This is a genomic window from Streptomyces sp. NPDC046716 (assembly GCF_040645755.1).
Lineage (GTDB): Bacteria > Actinomycetota > Actinomycetes > Streptomycetales > Streptomycetaceae > Streptomyces.
In genome coordinates, this window is sequence record NZ_JBEYYU010000026.1 from 1 (window position 1) to 15,180 (window position 15,180).

The window sequence follows — 15,180 nt, forward strand, 5'->3', positions numbered from 1 at the left end:
CGCTGGCGGTGCGTCGTGAGCGGGCCGGGCTGGGTGCGGGGGACAGTGTCACCTGGCGCGACGACGTTCCGGCCGGGCTGCTGCACTTCGAGCGCCCCGGGTTCGCGTGCACGGTGAACACCACCGGCACCGCGGTCCGCATCCCCGCCCCGGGTGCGGTGCTGCTGGCCTCCAGCCCGGTCACCGTCGCGGACGGCGAGATCGAACTCCCCGCCGACTGCACCGTCTGGTGGGCCGCGTGACGGTCTCTCCCCCGCAGGGTGCCGCCGAGAGCGGCGGCACCCTGCGGCTCCACGACGTCGCGGCGCAGGCGCAGGTCAGCGAGGCCACGGTCAGCCGTGTCCTCAACGGCAAGCCCGGCGTCGCGGCGGCCACCCGGCAGAAGGTGCTCGCCGCCCTCGACGTGCTCGGCTACGAGCGGCCGGTGCGCCTGCGCCGGCGCAGCGCCGGACTCATCGGCCTGGTCATCCCCGAGCTGACCAACCCGATCTTCCCGGCGTTCGCGCAGGTCATCGAACAGGTGCTGGCCGGCTACGGATACACGCCCGTGCTCTGCACCCAGATGCCGGGCGGCGCCACCGAGGACGAACTCGTGGAGCAACTGGAGGAGCGCGGCGTCAACGGCATCGTGTTCCTGTCCGGACTGCACGCCGACACCACGGCGGACACCGCGCGCTACGCCCGGCTGACCGAACGCAAGGTGCCGTACGTCCTCATCAACGGCTTCAACGAACACATCAACGCGCCGTTCGTCTCGCCCGACGACCGCTCGGCCGCCCTGATGGCCGTGCGGCACCTCGTCGACCTCGGACACGAGCGCATCGGCCTGGCCATCGGCCCGACCCGGTTCGTGCCCTCGCGACGCAAGGCCGAAGGGTTCGTCACCGCCCTGCACACCCTGCTCGGCCTGCCGCGCGACGAGGCCGAGAAACTCATCCAGCGCACCCTGTTCACCGTCGAGGGCGGCCACGCCGCCGGCGGCGCCCTGCTCGACCTCGGCTGCACCGGCATCGTCTGCGGCAGCGACCCCATGGCGCTCGGCGTCATCAGGGCCGTACGCGAGCGCGGCCTCGACGTGCCGCGCGACATCTCCGTGACCGGCTTCGACGACTCGCCGCTGATCCCGTTCACCGACCCGCCGCTGACGACCGTCCGCCAGCCCGTCCAGGCCATGGCGACGGCGGCCGTCGGCGCCCTCCTGGAGGAGATCGGCGGAACACCCGTACAGCGGACGGAATTCGTGTTCCAGCCCGAGCTCGTGGTGCGGGGGTCGACCGCGCAGCGGGCGCGACGCACGGCCTAGGAACCGGCTGCATCCCGGCTGCATCCCGGGCGTCCCCCGGTCATGGGGTTCCCCGCCGCCGCGCCGGCACGGTTCGCTGGTCGCACACGGCGACGCGGGGGTGGGGGCGATGGACATCGGAGGCGCCGACGCGCTGGTCGTGGCGGTCGTCGGGGTGCTCGGGACCCTGCTGTCGGCGCTGCTCACCCAGCGCGCGGCCGACCACAGCCGGCGGCGCGAGCACGAACGGGCCGAACGGGCCAGGACGCGGGCGCGGGAGGCCGAGGAGCGGCGCGCCGGATACGTCGCCCTCAACACCGCCTCCCGGCAGTACCTCGCCGCGCTCACCGACCAGGTGCACACCCTGCTCCGCGGGGAGGACGCACCCACGGTCCGCCAGCGCCTCACCGAAGCCCGCGACGTGCACCGGGACGTGTACGCCGAGGCCCAGATGCGGCTGCCCGACACGGTGCTCGACCTGGCCGGCGAGGTCACCCACGCGCTCGGCACCGTCTACGGCCGGCTCCGCCGCCTCGACGACGGAGACCCACGCCCCGGCGACTCGCTCGACGTCGCCCGGGCGGAGATCGACACCCTGTGGGAGCGGCTGCGCGTGCTGCGCCGCGGCATGCGCAGCGACCTGGGCGTCGTCCCGGACCGGCCCGCCCCCGACGCCGCGGACCCCGTCGATCCGGTTGCGCCGAGGGCGAGTTCAGGGCGATGAACGGGTGCAGGACGGAAAACCTCGGTGATCGGCAACCGTTGTGCCGTACACCTCGTCATCATGGGGGCACAGGCGCACGGCTGAGGTTCTCGGGACGGGGGAAGAGCCGGTGAGCGAAGCAGAGGAGACCGGCGGCGTGCAGGCGCTGGAGACCTGGGCGGGCGAGGCCGTCGCCCGGGCCAGAGCCCTGATGCCGACACCCGACACGGTGGCACGGCCCTCCCGGGCCCATGACGAATCGATCGCCGAACTCGGCTCTCTGTCCGGCCTCTTGGACCACGATCCACCGTTGCGCACCACGGTGACCGCGTGGCTCGGCGGCGTCCTCACCCTGCGCCACGCCGCGGGCGGCGGCACCCCCGAGGACCGGGAGCGCGCCCACGGACTGCTGCGCGACGTACGGGACCCGGCGACGCGGACCGGTGCGGCGGCCTCGGCCGAGGACCGCAGGTGGGCCGCGCTGTTCCTGCTGACCCATGCGCTGCCCCTGCAGGAGATGAAGGGCGGGCTCGCCCCGGAACCGGACGCGACCGCCTTCTTCGACCTGATGATGCGGGACGGCTTCGACGGCATGAACCGGCTCGCGGCCGAGGTGCGGGAACTGATGGCGGACGCGGTCGAACTGCCTCTGCCCCCTGAACAGTTGGCGCAGTTTCGGCAGGTGCTCGACTTCGGGGAGCGGCCTTCGGCGGACGGGATCGGCGATCTGCTCGGCGCCATGATCCCCGACGACGGTTCGCCGGCCACCGACCATCTGCGGCAGATGGTGACGGACGCGATGACGCGCATGACCGGGGGAGGGGACAAGCCCGGCACGGGCCCCGCTCGGGCCCCTTCCGACGCCGCTGGGACGGAAAGTCCCTCCCTGCCGTGGACCCCCGATGAGTTCCGCCGGATGATCGCCGCCTGGCAGGCCGTCAACACGACGTCGGTCGACTTCGTCGACCATGCCGGCGGGGGCGACCCCGCAGCCATGAATCAGCAGCTCGGGCGCCTGCGTGAGGCGTTCGACGGAATGCCGGAGGGCCTGGGCGTCAAGAAGGACGCCCTGGAGGGCATGATGGCCCTGCTGCTCAGCATGAGCGAAGGCGCCGGCGGCACCCTCCAGGACCAGGCGGTCGGGTTCGCCAACAACCAGAAGGTCACGGACTACATGCGGCAGCATGCGAAGTCCTCGATCCCCATGGCCGAAGGCTTCGCGGTCATGGCGGACGTGATGGACCTGATGACCGAAGCGCGGATCGCCGGGCAGAACCAGGACGCGGAAAGACTGCGCGAACTCCTCCCCGAGGCCGAGGCGCTGACCGACGCCGTCCCCGACGGGAACGACTTCCGCTTCGCCGTCCTCATGGCGCGGGGCGCGGTCCGCCTCATGCTCGGCCGGCTCACCCTGGACAGAGAACTGCTCGCCGCCGCCCTCGACGACGTGGAGGCGGGCAAGGCCGCCGGGGCCGAGTGCAGTCTTCCGTTCGCGGACGAGGCGTTCCTGGGCCTCTTCCCCGAGGCCGACGTCGCCTTCACCCGCGCGTGGCTCGCCGGAGACACCTCGGCCGTCCCCGACCGGGAGGTCCCCCCGGCGGACACCCCCGCCGACCGGCTGCACACCGCGGCGAACCGGCTCGGCCTGCGCTTCAGCGCCACCGACGACCCGGAAGACCTCGACGCTGTCATCACCACCCTGGAACGGCTCCGTGAGCACATCCGGGAGGGCCGGGCCCCGCGCGTCGCCGCCGAGTCCCTGTGGAACCTCGCCGACGGCTACCGCGCACGCTGGCACCGCACCCGGCAGCGGGCCGACGCCGACGCGGCCATCGACACGGTGAACGAGGCCCTCGCCACGCTCGCCGCCGACGTCCTCCTCCAGAACGGCACCGAGCACCGCCTGACCACCGCCCGCACCGGCGCCTCCCTCGCCGCGCGGGCCGCTCTGTGGGCCGCCGTGCACGAGCGGGTCGACGACGCGGTCGCCGCCCTCGAGACGGGCCGCGCCCTGGTGCTGCAGGCGGCGGCCACCTCCCGCACCGTGCCCGAGCTCCTGGAGGAGCGCGGCCACCCCGACCTCGCCGCCGCCTGGCGCTCGTCCGGCGCCGCCGACGGCACCGAACTGCCCGCCGAACTGCCCAGCACCCTGCGCCGCCAGGCCCTCGAAGCGCTCGGCTACCGACAGCGCGGCGGCCTGCTCGGCACACCCACCCTGCGCGAACTCGCGGACGGCGTGGGCGAGGCGGGCGCGGACGCGCTGATCTATCTGGTCCCCGGCACCGGCGGCGAGGCGCCGGGCATGGTCCTCGCCGTCGGCCCCGAGATCGGCATCGGCGTCGGCGCGCTGCCCATGCTCTCCGAGACCGGGAGCGGCCCCCTGGAGCGCTACCTCGACGCCGCCGCGGCCCTCTCGAAGGACGGGCCCGGGAAGAAGCAGGCGTGGGAGGCAGCCCTGTCCGAGCTGTGCGACTGGGCGCACGAGGTGTTCGAGCCAGTGCTCGGCGGGCTGAAGGAACACCTCCCGGACGGCACCATGGAGCGCCGGGCGCCCCGCGTCGTCCTCGTCCCGTGCGGCCGGCTCGGCGTCGTGCCCTGGCACGCGGCCCGCTTCCCGGAGGGCTCCCCGTACGACTACCTGTGCCGGGCCCTGGTGATCAGCTACGCCGCCTCGGGCAGCCAGTTCCTGCGGACGGTGAAACTGGCTCCCCGTGACCCGATCGCGGCCCCGGCCCTGGTCGTCGACCCCAACGCCGGGCTCCTGTTCGCCGAGCTGGAGGTCCTCGCGCTGCGCGAAGCCTTCTACCCGGGAGCGCGCCTGTACGGAGACTTCGGCAGCCTCCCTCCCGGCTCGGTGCCGGCCGGCACCCCCGACCAGCTCCTGTCCCTGCTCGCCCAGGACCACTCGATGGTGCACCTGGCCACCCACGCCATGGCGGGGCCGCGCCCCACCGAGTCGGCGCTGCATCTGGCCCCGCCCGACCCCGACGACGCGACAAACGAGCACGGCCGGCTCACCGTGACCCGCCTCCTGGACCGGCCACAGCCCGCCGGACAGGACGCGGCCGACGGCCCGCTGATCGTCCTCAGTGCCTGCGAGACCGACCTGAGCAACCGCGACCACGACGAGGCCCTCACCCTCACCACGGCGTTCGTCTCCGGCGGCGCGCGGGACGTCGTGGGGTCCCGATGGGCCGCGAAGGACGGCGCGTCGAGCCTCATGATGACGGTGTTCCACCACCATCTGCGGGCCGGCCTCAGCCCGGTCGACGCCCTGCGCGCCGCGCAGCTGTGGATGCTCGACCCCGACCGGCGGGACCCGGGCTGCCTCGGCGACGACCTGCGGGCGGACGCCGGCCGCCCCGACCTCCAACGGCCCGAACTGTGGGCCGCGTTCATCCACCAAGGACACCCCGGCCAGGGAAAGAAGGAGGCCGTATGAACCCCGGGGACGGCGGCACCGAGGTGCTCGACCTCATCGCCGACCACCACGACAGCATCCGCGAGCACCTGACCGACGAGCAGTACCAGAGCCTGCTGACGCGTCTGCGGGCGCTCGCCGACAGCGTGCCGGACGACACCAGAGCCGTACGCCGCGCCCTCCAGCGGGTCCGCCTGGGCCTGGTCGCGCTGCCCTACGGCCACCCGGTCCGCGAGGCACTCGACTCCGTACGGCTCGTCGCCACACCGGCGGCCGGGCAGCCCGTCGTGCGGCGGACGGTGGACCTGCTGACCCTGATCACCGCGGCACCGGCGCCGCCGCCCGACACCGCGGCGATCATCGCCGGAGTCGAGCGGCGGCTGCTGCGGGCGCCCGCCCTGACGGCCACCGAGGTCCGCGGGAGGCTCGCCGGAACGGAACCACCGCCCGACCTGATCAGGCTCGCCGACCCCGAACACGGCGACCGCTACCCCGAGTTCCAGTTCCCCGTCGGGGGCGGAGCCCCGTACCAGGTCGTCCTCGAGATCAACGGGCTGCTGTGCGCCGACGCGGACCCCTGGGGCGCCGCCGACTGGTGGCTGAGCGCCAACGCCTGGCTGGGCGGCAGGCGGCCCGCCGCTCTCCTGGGCGACCGCGCGGACGGCGAACTCCTGGACGCCGCCCATGTGCTGGTGGAGGGGGACTGATGCACGAGCAGGCCCCGACGCCCTCCGCGTACCGCTTCCAGCCGCACTGGGAAGTGCTGCCCGCCCACACCCAGTTGTGGCGGATGCACTCGTCCCGGTTCGCCGCCGAGCAGTTCAAGCCGTTCCAGGCCGACGACCGCGCGCCCGGCCGCTTCCACGGCACCCAGGAGGACCCCTACCCCTGCCTCTACGCGGCCGTCGACGCCGAGACCGCACTCGCCGAGACACTGCTGCGCTCCGTGCCCTTCGACCGGCAGACCGGGATGCGCCTGGTCCCCTGGGCGGCGGTGCGCGGAAAGTCACTGAACGTGGTGCGCACTCGGTGCGAACTGAGACTGGTCTCCCTGTGCTCGGGGCCCGCCCTCGCCGCCGTCCTCCAGGACAACTCCCTGCTGGAGAACGAGGGACGCGAGCACTACACGAACACCCGGCAGTGGGCGCGGGAGGTCCGTGCCCAGGTGCCCGAGGCCATGGGCATGGTCTGGGGTTCCAAACGCAACCCGTCACGGCGTGCCCTGGTGCTCTTCGGCGACCGTCTCGCGGACGTCGTGGACGGACCGCTCGAACCCCTGCCGTACCGCAGCATCGCCGACCTCGGCTCCCCGGACGGCATCAAGGAGGCCAATCAACTGCTCGAACCCCTGCGATCGGCGATCAAGGAGCCGCCGCACCGCTGATCCGGGAGCCTTGCGCAATCGGCTTGTTCGGCCGAGACACGTGGTGTCATCGTTGGCTGTATGGCACCAGGATCGGTCGACCACGGGTCACTTCTCGCCGAATTACAGGCAGTCCGGCGCGCCGGACTGCTGCGGCTGCGCGACCGTGAGCTGCCCGCACTGGACGCCGCCGCGGCCGCCACGGTCGCCGCGCGCACCCGCGAGGCCGCGATCGAGGCGCTGCTGCGGCGCGCCGTGGACCGGCTCGACGCGGGCACGCTGCGCACCGCCGCCGCGTACACGCTGGGCCTCGCCCAGGGCACCCGGGACTGGCCGGCGTCCTCCCGCCGGTCGCGCGCCGCCGAGATGTACCGGGTCAGCGAGGAGCGTTTCCGCAAGCACCACGAAGTGATGGTGCTCGGCCAAGTCGCCGAACAGATAGAGGCGTTGACCGTCGACGGGCGGGTCGGCGCACCGGACGCGGGCGACTGGGAGGGAGTCACCCACCGCCGCGTGGACGTCCTCGCGGGCGATCGCGCCGTCCACCTCACCCTCCACGTCCACCCCGTCGACCTGCTGCGCGACGTGGACGTGGTGGTCTGCCCGGCCAACACCTACTTCGCGCTGCCCGAGCCGTACAAGTCCTCGGTGTCCGCCTCGCTGCGCAGAGCCGCCGCCGTGCGCGGCGTGACCGGTGACCTCATCGACGACCCGCTCCACGACGAACTGCGCAAGTGGGCCGCCAGACACGGCACTTCGGGCCGCCCCGTCCTGCCCGGCACCGTCGCGGCCACCGGTGCGGGAGCGATGACCGAGGCCGGTGTCCGGCGGATCTACCACGCGGCGGTCGCCGTTCCCCGCGCCGGCACCAACGACTACGACGTGCTGCCCGCCGACATCACCCGCGCCACCTCGCGCGCCCTCACGCTGCTGGCCGAGGAGCACGACCGGCACACCCCGCCCCTGCGCACGGTGTGCTTCCCGCTGCTCGGCTCCGGACGCGGCGGACTCCCGTACCGGGTGAGCGCGGCCGCCGTATGGAGCGCCGTCGAGGCGGAGTTGGCGCGCGGCGCGCCCTGGGACGTGCACTTCGTGGTCCGCACCCCGGAGGCGGCCCGCGTGGTGGAACGGACCACGGCCGGGACCCGACCGGTTCGCGACCCGTCCGCGACCGGCCGGTCCGCTTGACTGGACGTGCGGGTCGCCCGGGTGGGACCTCGGGGGAGCCTTCGCCCCGGGCGGCTCGCGCCCCCGGCGCACCGAGTCTCGACGGGGCGTCAATTTCCTTAAGGGGCACGAATGGTGGTCTCCATGTCACATACTGTGGCCGCATGATCAGGGGGATGGGGGAGTGGGCTCACGGCAGCACCGGTCGTACGGTGACGTGGCCCGCCCCGGACACGTACGTACTCGTCGACGGTGTTCTGCTGCGCATGCTTCCCGAGCCGCCCGGCCTGCCGCCGGGGACCGCCGTCACCGTGCGCCTCGACCCCGGGCGGCAACGCCTGGTGGCGCACGCCGGCCCCGAGGGGGCGGCCGGATGAGCGTGCGCGGCATCGAGTTCGGTGCCGGGTACGAGGAGCGTCAGCCGGTCGTGCTCCTGCTCGACACGTCCGCGTCCATGGGGCGGCCCGCGCGGCACCCGCGGATCGACGAGCTGAACGAGGCGCTGCGAAGCTGGTTCGACGGGGTCCGGGCCCAGGAGCGACTGCGCACCCGGGTCGAGACCTGCCTGATCACCTTCGACTCGGCCGTACGGGTCTACGATCCCGGGCCCGGCCGCCTCGTCCCGGTCGAGGAGGCCGACAGCGAGCGGCTGTTCGTGCTGGTCGACCGGCTGCATCCGCCCGTGCTGCGCGCCGAGGGCCTGACCCGGCTGACGGACGCCGTGGAGACGGGCCTCGATCTGGCCCACGCCCGCCACCGCGCCCTGCAGCGGCAGCGCGTCCCGGTCCGCCGCCCCTTCCTGTGGGTCCTCACCGACGGGGCGCCGAGCGACACCGAGGGACGGCCGCTGGAGGCCGCCGCCCTCGCGGACACGGCCGAGCGGGTGCGGCGGGGCGAGGAGGCGGGGGAGTGGGTGGTCCAGGTGGTCGGAGTGCGCGGCGCCGACCTGCCGCTCCTGCGTGCCCTGGCCCCGAAGGCCACCTCCCTGCTGGAGAACCTGGACTTCGGGCGCATCCTCGAGCTGTTCTTCCAGAGCACCGATGACAGCAGCCCCGACCAGGACGCGGACCTCATCCACCGGCAGGTCGAGGACCGGGCCGCCAAGCTCGCGCGGATGGACCGGCTGGAAAGGGGCCTGCTGTGATCGTCGCGGGCGCCGGTGTCCAGGGCACCGCGCATCTGGCCCGCGCCCAGGGCTGCCAGGACGCGTTCAAAGCGGTCGACCTGGGTGACGCGGCCGTCCTCGCCGTGTCCGACGGCGCGGGCAGCCGCGACCGCAGCGCGCTCGGCGCCCATATCGCGGTCGACGCGGCCTGCCGCCTGCTGGCGCGGGACATACCCGCCGCCCAGGAGACGCCGGAGGCGTGGACCGCGTGGACGGCGGGATGCGGCAAGGCCGTCGTCGAGGAGTATCTGCGGGCGGTCGCGGGGGTGTCGGGGGACGACGCCTCCGACCCCGGCGACCTGGCGGCGACCCTCACCGCGGCCGTCGTGGCGCCGCCCTGGGCGGCCTTCGTCTCGCTCGGCGACGGCTTCGGCACCCTTCTCACCCGCGACGACCGCTGCCACCTCGTCCTGCCGCCGCCCGAGGGGCCCACCGCCTTCCTCTCCTCACCCGGCGCGGAGCTGCGCATCCGCACCTTCGTCGTGTGGGAGCCCGAGCTGAGCGGCGTCGTGCTGTCCACCGACGGCTGCGCGCCCCTCGCGCTCGACCACCCCACCGTCCGCGAACTCCCCGTTTCCGCGGGCCCGTTGCCCGCCGACGGCTTCTTCCTCGGCCTCGCCGCGGCCCTGCGCGACAACGACGGCGACGCCGAACCGCTCAGACGCCTGCTCTCCGCGCCCGAGGCCGGCTCGCGGACCGGTGACGACCTGACCGTCCTGTGCGCGCTCGTCGAGGAGGGCCGACCATGGCCCTGACGCTGGTGTCCCGCGGCGGCCACACCTGGCGGCTCACCGAGCAGATCGGCAGCGGCTCGGAGGGCTTCGTCTACGGCATCGAGGACGACCGCCCCCTCGTCGCGAAACTCGTACCCGACCCGCCCGACGCCGCGGCCTACCGGCGCCGCGTCGCACGCCTCGTCCGCCAGCGCCGTGAACCCCGCACCGTCGGCCTGCTCTCCGGCACCCCCGTCCGGCTCGCCTGGCCACTGGTCCAGGTGCACACCGCGGGCGGCACCGAGGCGGACCGCGTCGACGGCTACGTGATGACCGACATGCGCCACGCCTACCAGCCCTTCGGCCATCTCCTCGGCACCTCGGCCCGCCGCGGCCTCCTGCCCGGGGCGACCTGGGAGACGGGACTGCGCGCCGCCCTCGCCCTGGCCCGGCTGCTGGCGGAACTGCATGCCGAGGGCTATGTGGTGGGCGACCTCAAGCCCGACAACCTGTGGGTCGACGAGGCGGGCCGCGTCGGGATGGCGGACGTCGACTCCTGGCAGTTCGGCGACGGCCGCGAGATGTTCCCCGGCCGGATGCGCACCCCCGGATACACGGCCCCCGAGCGCACCGGGCCGGGCTCCGGTACGCCGCCGGACGCGGCCTCCGACGACTTCACCCTGGCCGTCCTCGTCCACCAGCTCCTCATGGCGGGCCTGCACCCCTTCGCGGGGCACCCGGCGGACGGCCGCGACTACCTCTCGTACGACGACAACGTGCTGCACGGCCGCTGCCGCCTCGTCGACCGCGCCTCCGTGCTGCTGCCCCGTTCGGTGCCGCCCGCCGACCTGCTGCCGCGCAACCTCGCCCACCTGCTCCGTACGGCGTTCGGGAGCACCCCGCGACGCCCCACGGCGGCCGAGTGGGCCGAGGCCCTCGCCGCCGAACTGACCGTCGGCCGGCTGAAGGTGTGCGCGGTCAACGCCCACCACGTCCACACCGTCGAGCGCCCGTGGTGCCCCTGGTGCGACCAGGCCGAGCGGGGCGCCGACAGCTATCCCGGCCCCGCGCAGGAGGAGCGATGACGACCTGTCTCTCCGTCGCCAGGACCCTGGACCGGTGCACCGTCCTCGGCCCCGGCAGCCGCGCCGTCGTCTGGGTGCAGGGCTGTCCGCTGCGGTGCGCGGGATGCGTGGCCGCGGAGACGCTGCCGTTCGACGGCGGCACGAGCCGCACGGTGCCCGAACTCGCCGACTGGCTCTGCTCGTTGGACGACGTCGAAGGCGTGACGTTCTCCGGAGGAGAGCCGTTCGCCCAGGCCGGGGCGCTGGCCGAACTGCTCGACGCGGTGCGCGCGCGGCGCCCCGGCTTCGGGGCGATGGCGTACTCCGGGTTCCGCCACGAGGCGCTGCGGCGCGGCGGCCCGGACCGGCTCGCCCTGCTCGACCGGCTCGACCTGCTGGTCGACGGGCCGTACATCGCGGCCCGGCACGGCGCGCTGCGCTGGCGCGGCTCGGACAACCAGCGGCTCGTCCCGCTCACCGACCGCTACCGGAAGGTGCTCGACGAGCCGGACACGAGCGCCGGGGTCGAGATGTCGGTGGAGGCGGACGGTTCGCTGTCCTGGGCAGGAGTGCCGCCCACCCCCGGATTCCGGGGACAGCTCGAGGAACAGCTCGCGGCGCGGGGGTTCGTGCTGCACGCCGAGGAGCGGAGGGAACGATGAGCGGATCACCGAAGTACAGCAGCGTCCGGGTCGGTGCGCTGTACGCCCAGCGGGAGGCGGAGGAGCGCCGGCGGCGGGCCGAGGAGCGGCGGGCCAGGGAGCTCAGGCGGGCCGCCGAACGGGACAGGATCGCCCGGGCCGCCGCCGCCCGCAGGGAGCGCGCCCGCGCCGAAGCCGCCCGCAAGGAGGCCGAGGTGACGGCCCGCAGGGAGGCCGAGCGCGCCGCCCGCCGGGACCGGGCGCGGGCCGAGCAGTCCCGCGCCGACGAACGAGGCCTGGAGGAGGTGCGCGGGCTCGTCGCCGAGGCCCAGCGGTCCGGGGTCCGCGAAGGGATCGGCGCCCTGGAGGGGGAGTTGGCCGCGCTGCGGGTGCGCCTCGCGCGCGGCGAACCGCTCGACGGGGCGGTGGAGGAACTGCGCGGCAAGGTCGTCGGCCTGCGCGGCACGACGGACCGCGGCCGGACGGGCGACCGGGCGGACGTCCTCGCGGGCCTGGAGCGGCGACTGTCCGCTTCCGAGGGCACGACCCTCGACGCGGAGGGGCACCAGCGCTGCAACGACCTCATCGGGCAGCTCCGCGCGGCCACGGCTCCGGACCAACAGGCGCGGTTCGAGGCCTTGTTGGGCACGGTCGAACACGCCCTGGACCTGCACGCGGCGACGGTCGGGCAGGCGCGGGAGACCGCGGAGCGGGAGGCCCGGGCCGAGCGGGACCGGGCGGTGGAGCGGGAGCGCGTGGCGGAGGAGGAACGCGCGGCCGAGCGGAAGCGCGCCGAGGCCGAAGAGGCCCTGGAGCTGGCCCTCGCGGAGGCCGCCGAACGGCTCGACGCGGTGCGCCCGGCGGCGCAGGGCGTCGTCAACACCGCCGCCGGCCTCGGCGCCCCCGACCTCGCCGACACGATCGACGACGCACTGCGCGCGGCGGGCGAAGCGCTGGCGGCGCGCAGTCCGGGCCGGGCGACGGCGGCGGTGGAGGACCTGGAGTCCCGGCTGCCCGACGCCGAGAGCCGCCTGGACGAGCTGGAGTTGGCGGACGAGCGGCGGCGCGATCTGGTGGCGGCGCTCCGGGACGCCATGACCGGGGAAGGGTTCGCCTTCGAGGGCGGCGCGGAGGAGGACGGCGCCTTCCGGCTGCACTTCACGCGGCCCACCGGGGCGACGTACGAGACCACGGTCGCCAGCGAGGAGGACGGCACCCCCGTCCTCGTCTACCGGGTCGAGGGCGAGCCGGACGTCACGCTGCACGCCGCTCGGGACGAGGCGGTGTGCGACACCACCGAGGCGCTCCTGGAGCGGGTGCACGAGTCGCTCGGCGGCGACGACGGGTTCGTCCCGGGTGAGATCACCTGGGACGGCAAGCCGCCGGGCCGCCGGGCCAAGCCGCTGCCCCGCGAGTCCTCCTGGAGGTGGACGACCCCGTGACCACGCTCGACTTCACCAAGTTCGACGAGGACGGCGCGGACGGCGCGGACGGCGCGGACAAGGACGGCACGGGACCGGTCACCGCCGACGGAATGATGCCCCTGTGGGCGGTGTCCCTGGGCTGGGAACTCCGGCGCGGCCGCCAGGTCATCCTCAACGGCCAGATCAGGGACCGCTGGTGGTTCGAGGACCGCCCCGCCTCCTTCCGCGATCTCGTCGCCGGAGTCCTGGAGGCGCGCGGAGCCGATGTCGTCGGCTGGTGGGATCCGGTGGCCGGACTCACCTTCCCCCTGCCCGGGCACGCGGAGCGCTTCGCGGAGCTGGCGGCCGGACGGCGCGGCCGGTCCGACGAGACCGACCGGGCCGCGCCGGACGCCGACGCCGGACCGGGCGGTCGACGTCCGGGTGCCTCGACGGGGGACGGGCGCCCCGCCGGGCGGGACACCGACGGTGTACGCGGCTCCGACGGCCTGCGCGAGGGCGACGGCTCACGTGGTGGCGAGGGCGTACCCGGCTCCGACGGCACACGGGACGGCGCGCGCCCCGACGCGACAGCCCCCGACGGGCAACAGACCGACCCGCGCACGCGACGCGGCCGCGAACGCGGGCGAGAGCGGTCGAGTCTGCTCGCGCCGCGGCAGGCCGGACCGCCGCGGTCCTTCGACGACGTGGTCGCCGTCGTGCACCGGCTCGTCGCGTCCCCCGACGCCTCCGTGGCGTTCGTCTTCCAGGACGTCGACCACCATCTCCCGCCCGGGCAGCCGGAGTCGAACGCAGGGTATCTCCGGCTGCGCGCCGCGATGGCGGACGCCGTGACATCCCGGGACGGCCTCGCGGGCCGCCCGCCGCACGCGCGCAACGCCGTCCTGTGCGCGGTCGGCGACGTCGGAAGGCTGCCCGGCTGGTTCCACCTGGAGGACCCCCGGATCGCCACCCTGCACATCGGCCCGCCCGACCCGAGCGAGCGCCGGCTCTGGCTGACCTGGCTGCGCGACGAGTTCAACGGCGCCCCGGAAGCGACCCGGCACGACATCGAGGCCCTGGTCGGCGCCACCGACGGCATGTCCGGCTGGGACATCGAGGCCCTCGCCCGCACGTCGTGGCTGCGCGTCGCGCCCCTGCAGAAACCGGACAAGCTCCTGGAACTGCACCGGCTCAACGTGAGCGTCGATCCGTGGACCCAGCTCGACCGCGACACCGTGGCCCGCGCCGCCGGCGTCCTCGGCACCCGGGTCGTCGGACAGACCAAGGCCGTCGAGGCGGTGTCCGCGGCGCTCCAGGCCGCCTTCGTGGGCATCGACTTCGGCGGCTCGGGCACCGCGCGGCCGCGCGGCGCGTTCTTCTTCGTCGGGCCGACCGGCGTCGGCAAGACCGAACTGGCCAAGGCGGTCGCGGAGTTGATGTTCGGCGACCAGAGCGCGTACGCCCGCTTCGACATGAGCGAGTACCAGCAGGAACACGCCGCCGAGCGGCTCGCGGGCGCCCCGCCCGGCTACATCGGGCACGAACAGGGCGGCGAACTGACCCGCCGGGTCCAGGAACGGCCGTTCAGCGTCCTGCTCTTCGACGAGATCGAGAAGGCCCACCCCCGCGTCCTCGACAAGTTCCTGCAGATCCTGGAGGACGGCCGGCTCACCGACGGCCGCGGCCAGACCGCGTACTTCTCCCAGTGCCTGATCATCTTCACCTCCAACACCGGCGCCGACGCGGTCCAGGGCCTGCTGTCCGACGGCGGCGAGGACGGAGCCGAAGAAGTCCCGTACGACGCCCTCGAAGCACACTTCACGCAGGCGGTCGAGGAGAAGTTCCGGGCGATCGGCCGGCCCGAGATCTACGGCCGGCTCAAGCCGGGCGTGGTCGTCTTCGACATGCTGCGCCGCGCGCACATCGTCAAGATCGCCGACCGGCTGCTGGGCCAGCTCGTCGAGTCCGTGCGCGAACGCCACCAGGTCGAGCTCGTGCCCGACACCGCCACCCTGCACCCGTGGATCACCGCGCGGATGAGCACCCCCGAGCACCAGGCGTACGGCGGCCGTCAGATCCGCAACGAGCTGGAGCGGCTGCGGACGGCCGTGGTCGCGCACTTCCTGGCCCGGCGCCCCTCGCCGGGCAGCCGCGTCCGGATCGGCGTCGACACCGCGGGCACGCCGTGGGCCAGAACCGAGGCCACGGCCGGAGCGGGAGCCGGGGCCACGACCGAGGAAGGGAACGGCTGACGC

The 15,180-nt window shown here is 74.4% G+C and carries 13 protein-coding genes and 1 pseudogene; all 14 read left to right on the plus strand.

The window, feature by feature from the left end; translation table 11 throughout:
- Nucleotides 1-242: pseudogene (locus ABZ930_RS20430) on the plus strand (alpha-glucosidase); the annotation flags it as partial.
- On the plus strand, nt 230-1,303 hold the full coding sequence (locus tag ABZ930_RS20435; RefSeq protein WP_361549606.1) for a LacI family DNA-binding transcriptional regulator: 1,074 nt from the start codon (nt 230-232) through the stop codon (nt 1,301-1,303). The pseudogene ABZ930_RS20430 and the gene ABZ930_RS20435, both read left to right, overlap by 13 nt.
- Nucleotides 1,304-1,412: 109 nt before the next feature.
- Nucleotides 1,413-2,006: a hypothetical protein gene (locus ABZ930_RS20440; protein ID WP_361549608.1), complete on the plus strand. Its 594-nt coding sequence runs from the start codon at nt 1,413-1,415 to the stop codon at nt 2,004-2,006.
- 109 nt (nt 2,007-2,115) lie between these two features.
- Nucleotides 2,116-5,427, plus strand: coding sequence for a CHAT domain-containing protein (locus ABZ930_RS20445; RefSeq protein WP_361549610.1), 3,312 nt, complete (start codon nt 2,116-2,118; stop codon nt 5,425-5,427).
- Nucleotides 5,424-6,113, plus strand: a complete 690-nt coding sequence (locus tag ABZ930_RS20450) for a hypothetical protein (protein ID WP_361549612.1) — start codon at nt 5,424-5,426, stop codon at nt 6,111-6,113. The genes ABZ930_RS20445 and ABZ930_RS20450 overlap by 4 nt, the downstream gene beginning before the upstream one ends.
- Entirely contained in the window at nt 6,113-6,790 is a 678-nt protein-coding gene (locus ABZ930_RS20455; protein ID WP_361549614.1) for an RES family NAD+ phosphorylase, read from the plus strand. The genes ABZ930_RS20450 and ABZ930_RS20455 overlap by 1 nt, the downstream gene beginning before the upstream one ends.
- 60 nt (nt 6,791-6,850) lie before the next feature.
- On the plus strand, nt 6,851-7,957 hold the full coding sequence (locus ABZ930_RS20460; RefSeq protein ID WP_361549616.1) for a hypothetical protein: 1,107 nt from the start codon (nt 6,851-6,853) through the stop codon (nt 7,955-7,957).
- Nucleotides 7,958-8,100: 143 nt separating this feature from the next.
- Nucleotides 8,101-8,313 carry a hypothetical protein gene (locus tag ABZ930_RS20465; protein WP_361549618.1) on the plus strand — a complete coding sequence of 71 codons (213 nt, stop codon included), beginning with the start codon at nt 8,101-8,103 and terminating at the stop codon, nt 8,311-8,313.
- Nucleotides 8,310-9,080 carry a hypothetical protein gene (locus ABZ930_RS20470; protein WP_361549620.1) on the plus strand — a complete coding sequence of 257 codons (771 nt, stop codon included), beginning with the start codon at nt 8,310-8,312 and terminating at the stop codon, nt 9,078-9,080. The genes ABZ930_RS20465 and ABZ930_RS20470 overlap by 4 nt, the downstream gene beginning before the upstream one ends.
- Nucleotides 9,077-9,856 carry a protein phosphatase 2C domain-containing protein gene (locus ABZ930_RS20475; RefSeq protein ID WP_361549622.1) on the plus strand — a complete coding sequence of 260 codons (780 nt, stop codon included), beginning with the start codon at nt 9,077-9,079 and terminating at the stop codon, nt 9,854-9,856. The genes ABZ930_RS20470 and ABZ930_RS20475 overlap by 4 nt, the downstream gene beginning before the upstream one ends.
- On the plus strand, nt 9,847-10,899 hold the full coding sequence (locus tag ABZ930_RS20480; protein ID WP_361549624.1) for a hypothetical protein: 1,053 nt from the start codon (nt 9,847-9,849) through the stop codon (nt 10,897-10,899). Before ABZ930_RS20475 ends, ABZ930_RS20480 begins: the two co-directional genes overlap by 10 nt.
- Nucleotides 10,896-11,540, plus strand: coding sequence for a 4Fe-4S single cluster domain-containing protein (locus tag ABZ930_RS20485; RefSeq protein ID WP_361549626.1), 645 nt, complete (start codon nt 10,896-10,898; stop codon nt 11,538-11,540). Before ABZ930_RS20480 ends, ABZ930_RS20485 begins: the two co-directional genes overlap by 4 nt.
- Nucleotides 11,537-12,961 carry a hypothetical protein gene (locus ABZ930_RS20490; protein ID WP_361549628.1) on the plus strand — a complete coding sequence of 475 codons (1,425 nt, stop codon included), beginning with the start codon at nt 11,537-11,539 and terminating at the stop codon, nt 12,959-12,961. Before ABZ930_RS20485 ends, ABZ930_RS20490 begins: the two co-directional genes overlap by 4 nt.
- Complete coding sequence (locus tag ABZ930_RS20495) at nt 12,958-15,177, plus strand: AAA family ATPase (RefSeq protein ID WP_361549630.1); 2,220 nt, start codon at nt 12,958-12,960, stop codon at nt 15,175-15,177. Before ABZ930_RS20490 ends, ABZ930_RS20495 begins: the two co-directional genes overlap by 4 nt.
- The last annotated feature ends 3 nt before the right edge of the window (nt 15,178-15,180 follow it).

Excerpts from the sequence above, each read along its gene's own strand:
- ABZ930_RS20485 (WP_361549626.1), top strand. The coding sequence starts at position 10,896 with ATGACGACCTGTCTCTCCGTCGCCAGGACCCTGGACCGGTGCACCGTC.
- ABZ930_RS20460 (WP_361549616.1), top strand. The coding sequence starts at position 6,851 with ATGGCACCAGGATCGGTCGACCACGGGTCACTTCTCGCCGAATTACAG.
- ABZ930_RS20465 (WP_361549618.1), top strand. The coding sequence starts at position 8,101 with ATGATCAGGGGGATGGGGGAGTGGGCTCACGGCAGCACCGGTCGTACG.
- ABZ930_RS20480 (WP_361549624.1), top strand. The coding sequence starts at position 9,847 with ATGGCCCTGACGCTGGTGTCCCGCGGCGGCCACACCTGGCGGCTCACC.
- ABZ930_RS20450 (WP_361549612.1), top strand. The coding sequence starts at position 5,424 with ATGAACCCCGGGGACGGCGGCACCGAGGTGCTCGACCTCATCGCCGAC.
- ABZ930_RS20490 (WP_361549628.1), top strand. The coding sequence starts at position 11,537 with ATGAGCGGATCACCGAAGTACAGCAGCGTCCGGGTCGGTGCGCTGTAC.
- ABZ930_RS20440 (WP_361549608.1), top strand. The coding sequence starts at position 1,413 with ATGGACATCGGAGGCGCCGACGCGCTGGTCGTGGCGGTCGTCGGGGTG.
- ABZ930_RS20455 (WP_361549614.1), top strand. The coding sequence starts at position 6,113 with ATGCACGAGCAGGCCCCGACGCCCTCCGCGTACCGCTTCCAGCCGCAC.
- ABZ930_RS20470 (WP_361549620.1), top strand. The coding sequence starts at position 8,310 with ATGAGCGTGCGCGGCATCGAGTTCGGTGCCGGGTACGAGGAGCGTCAG.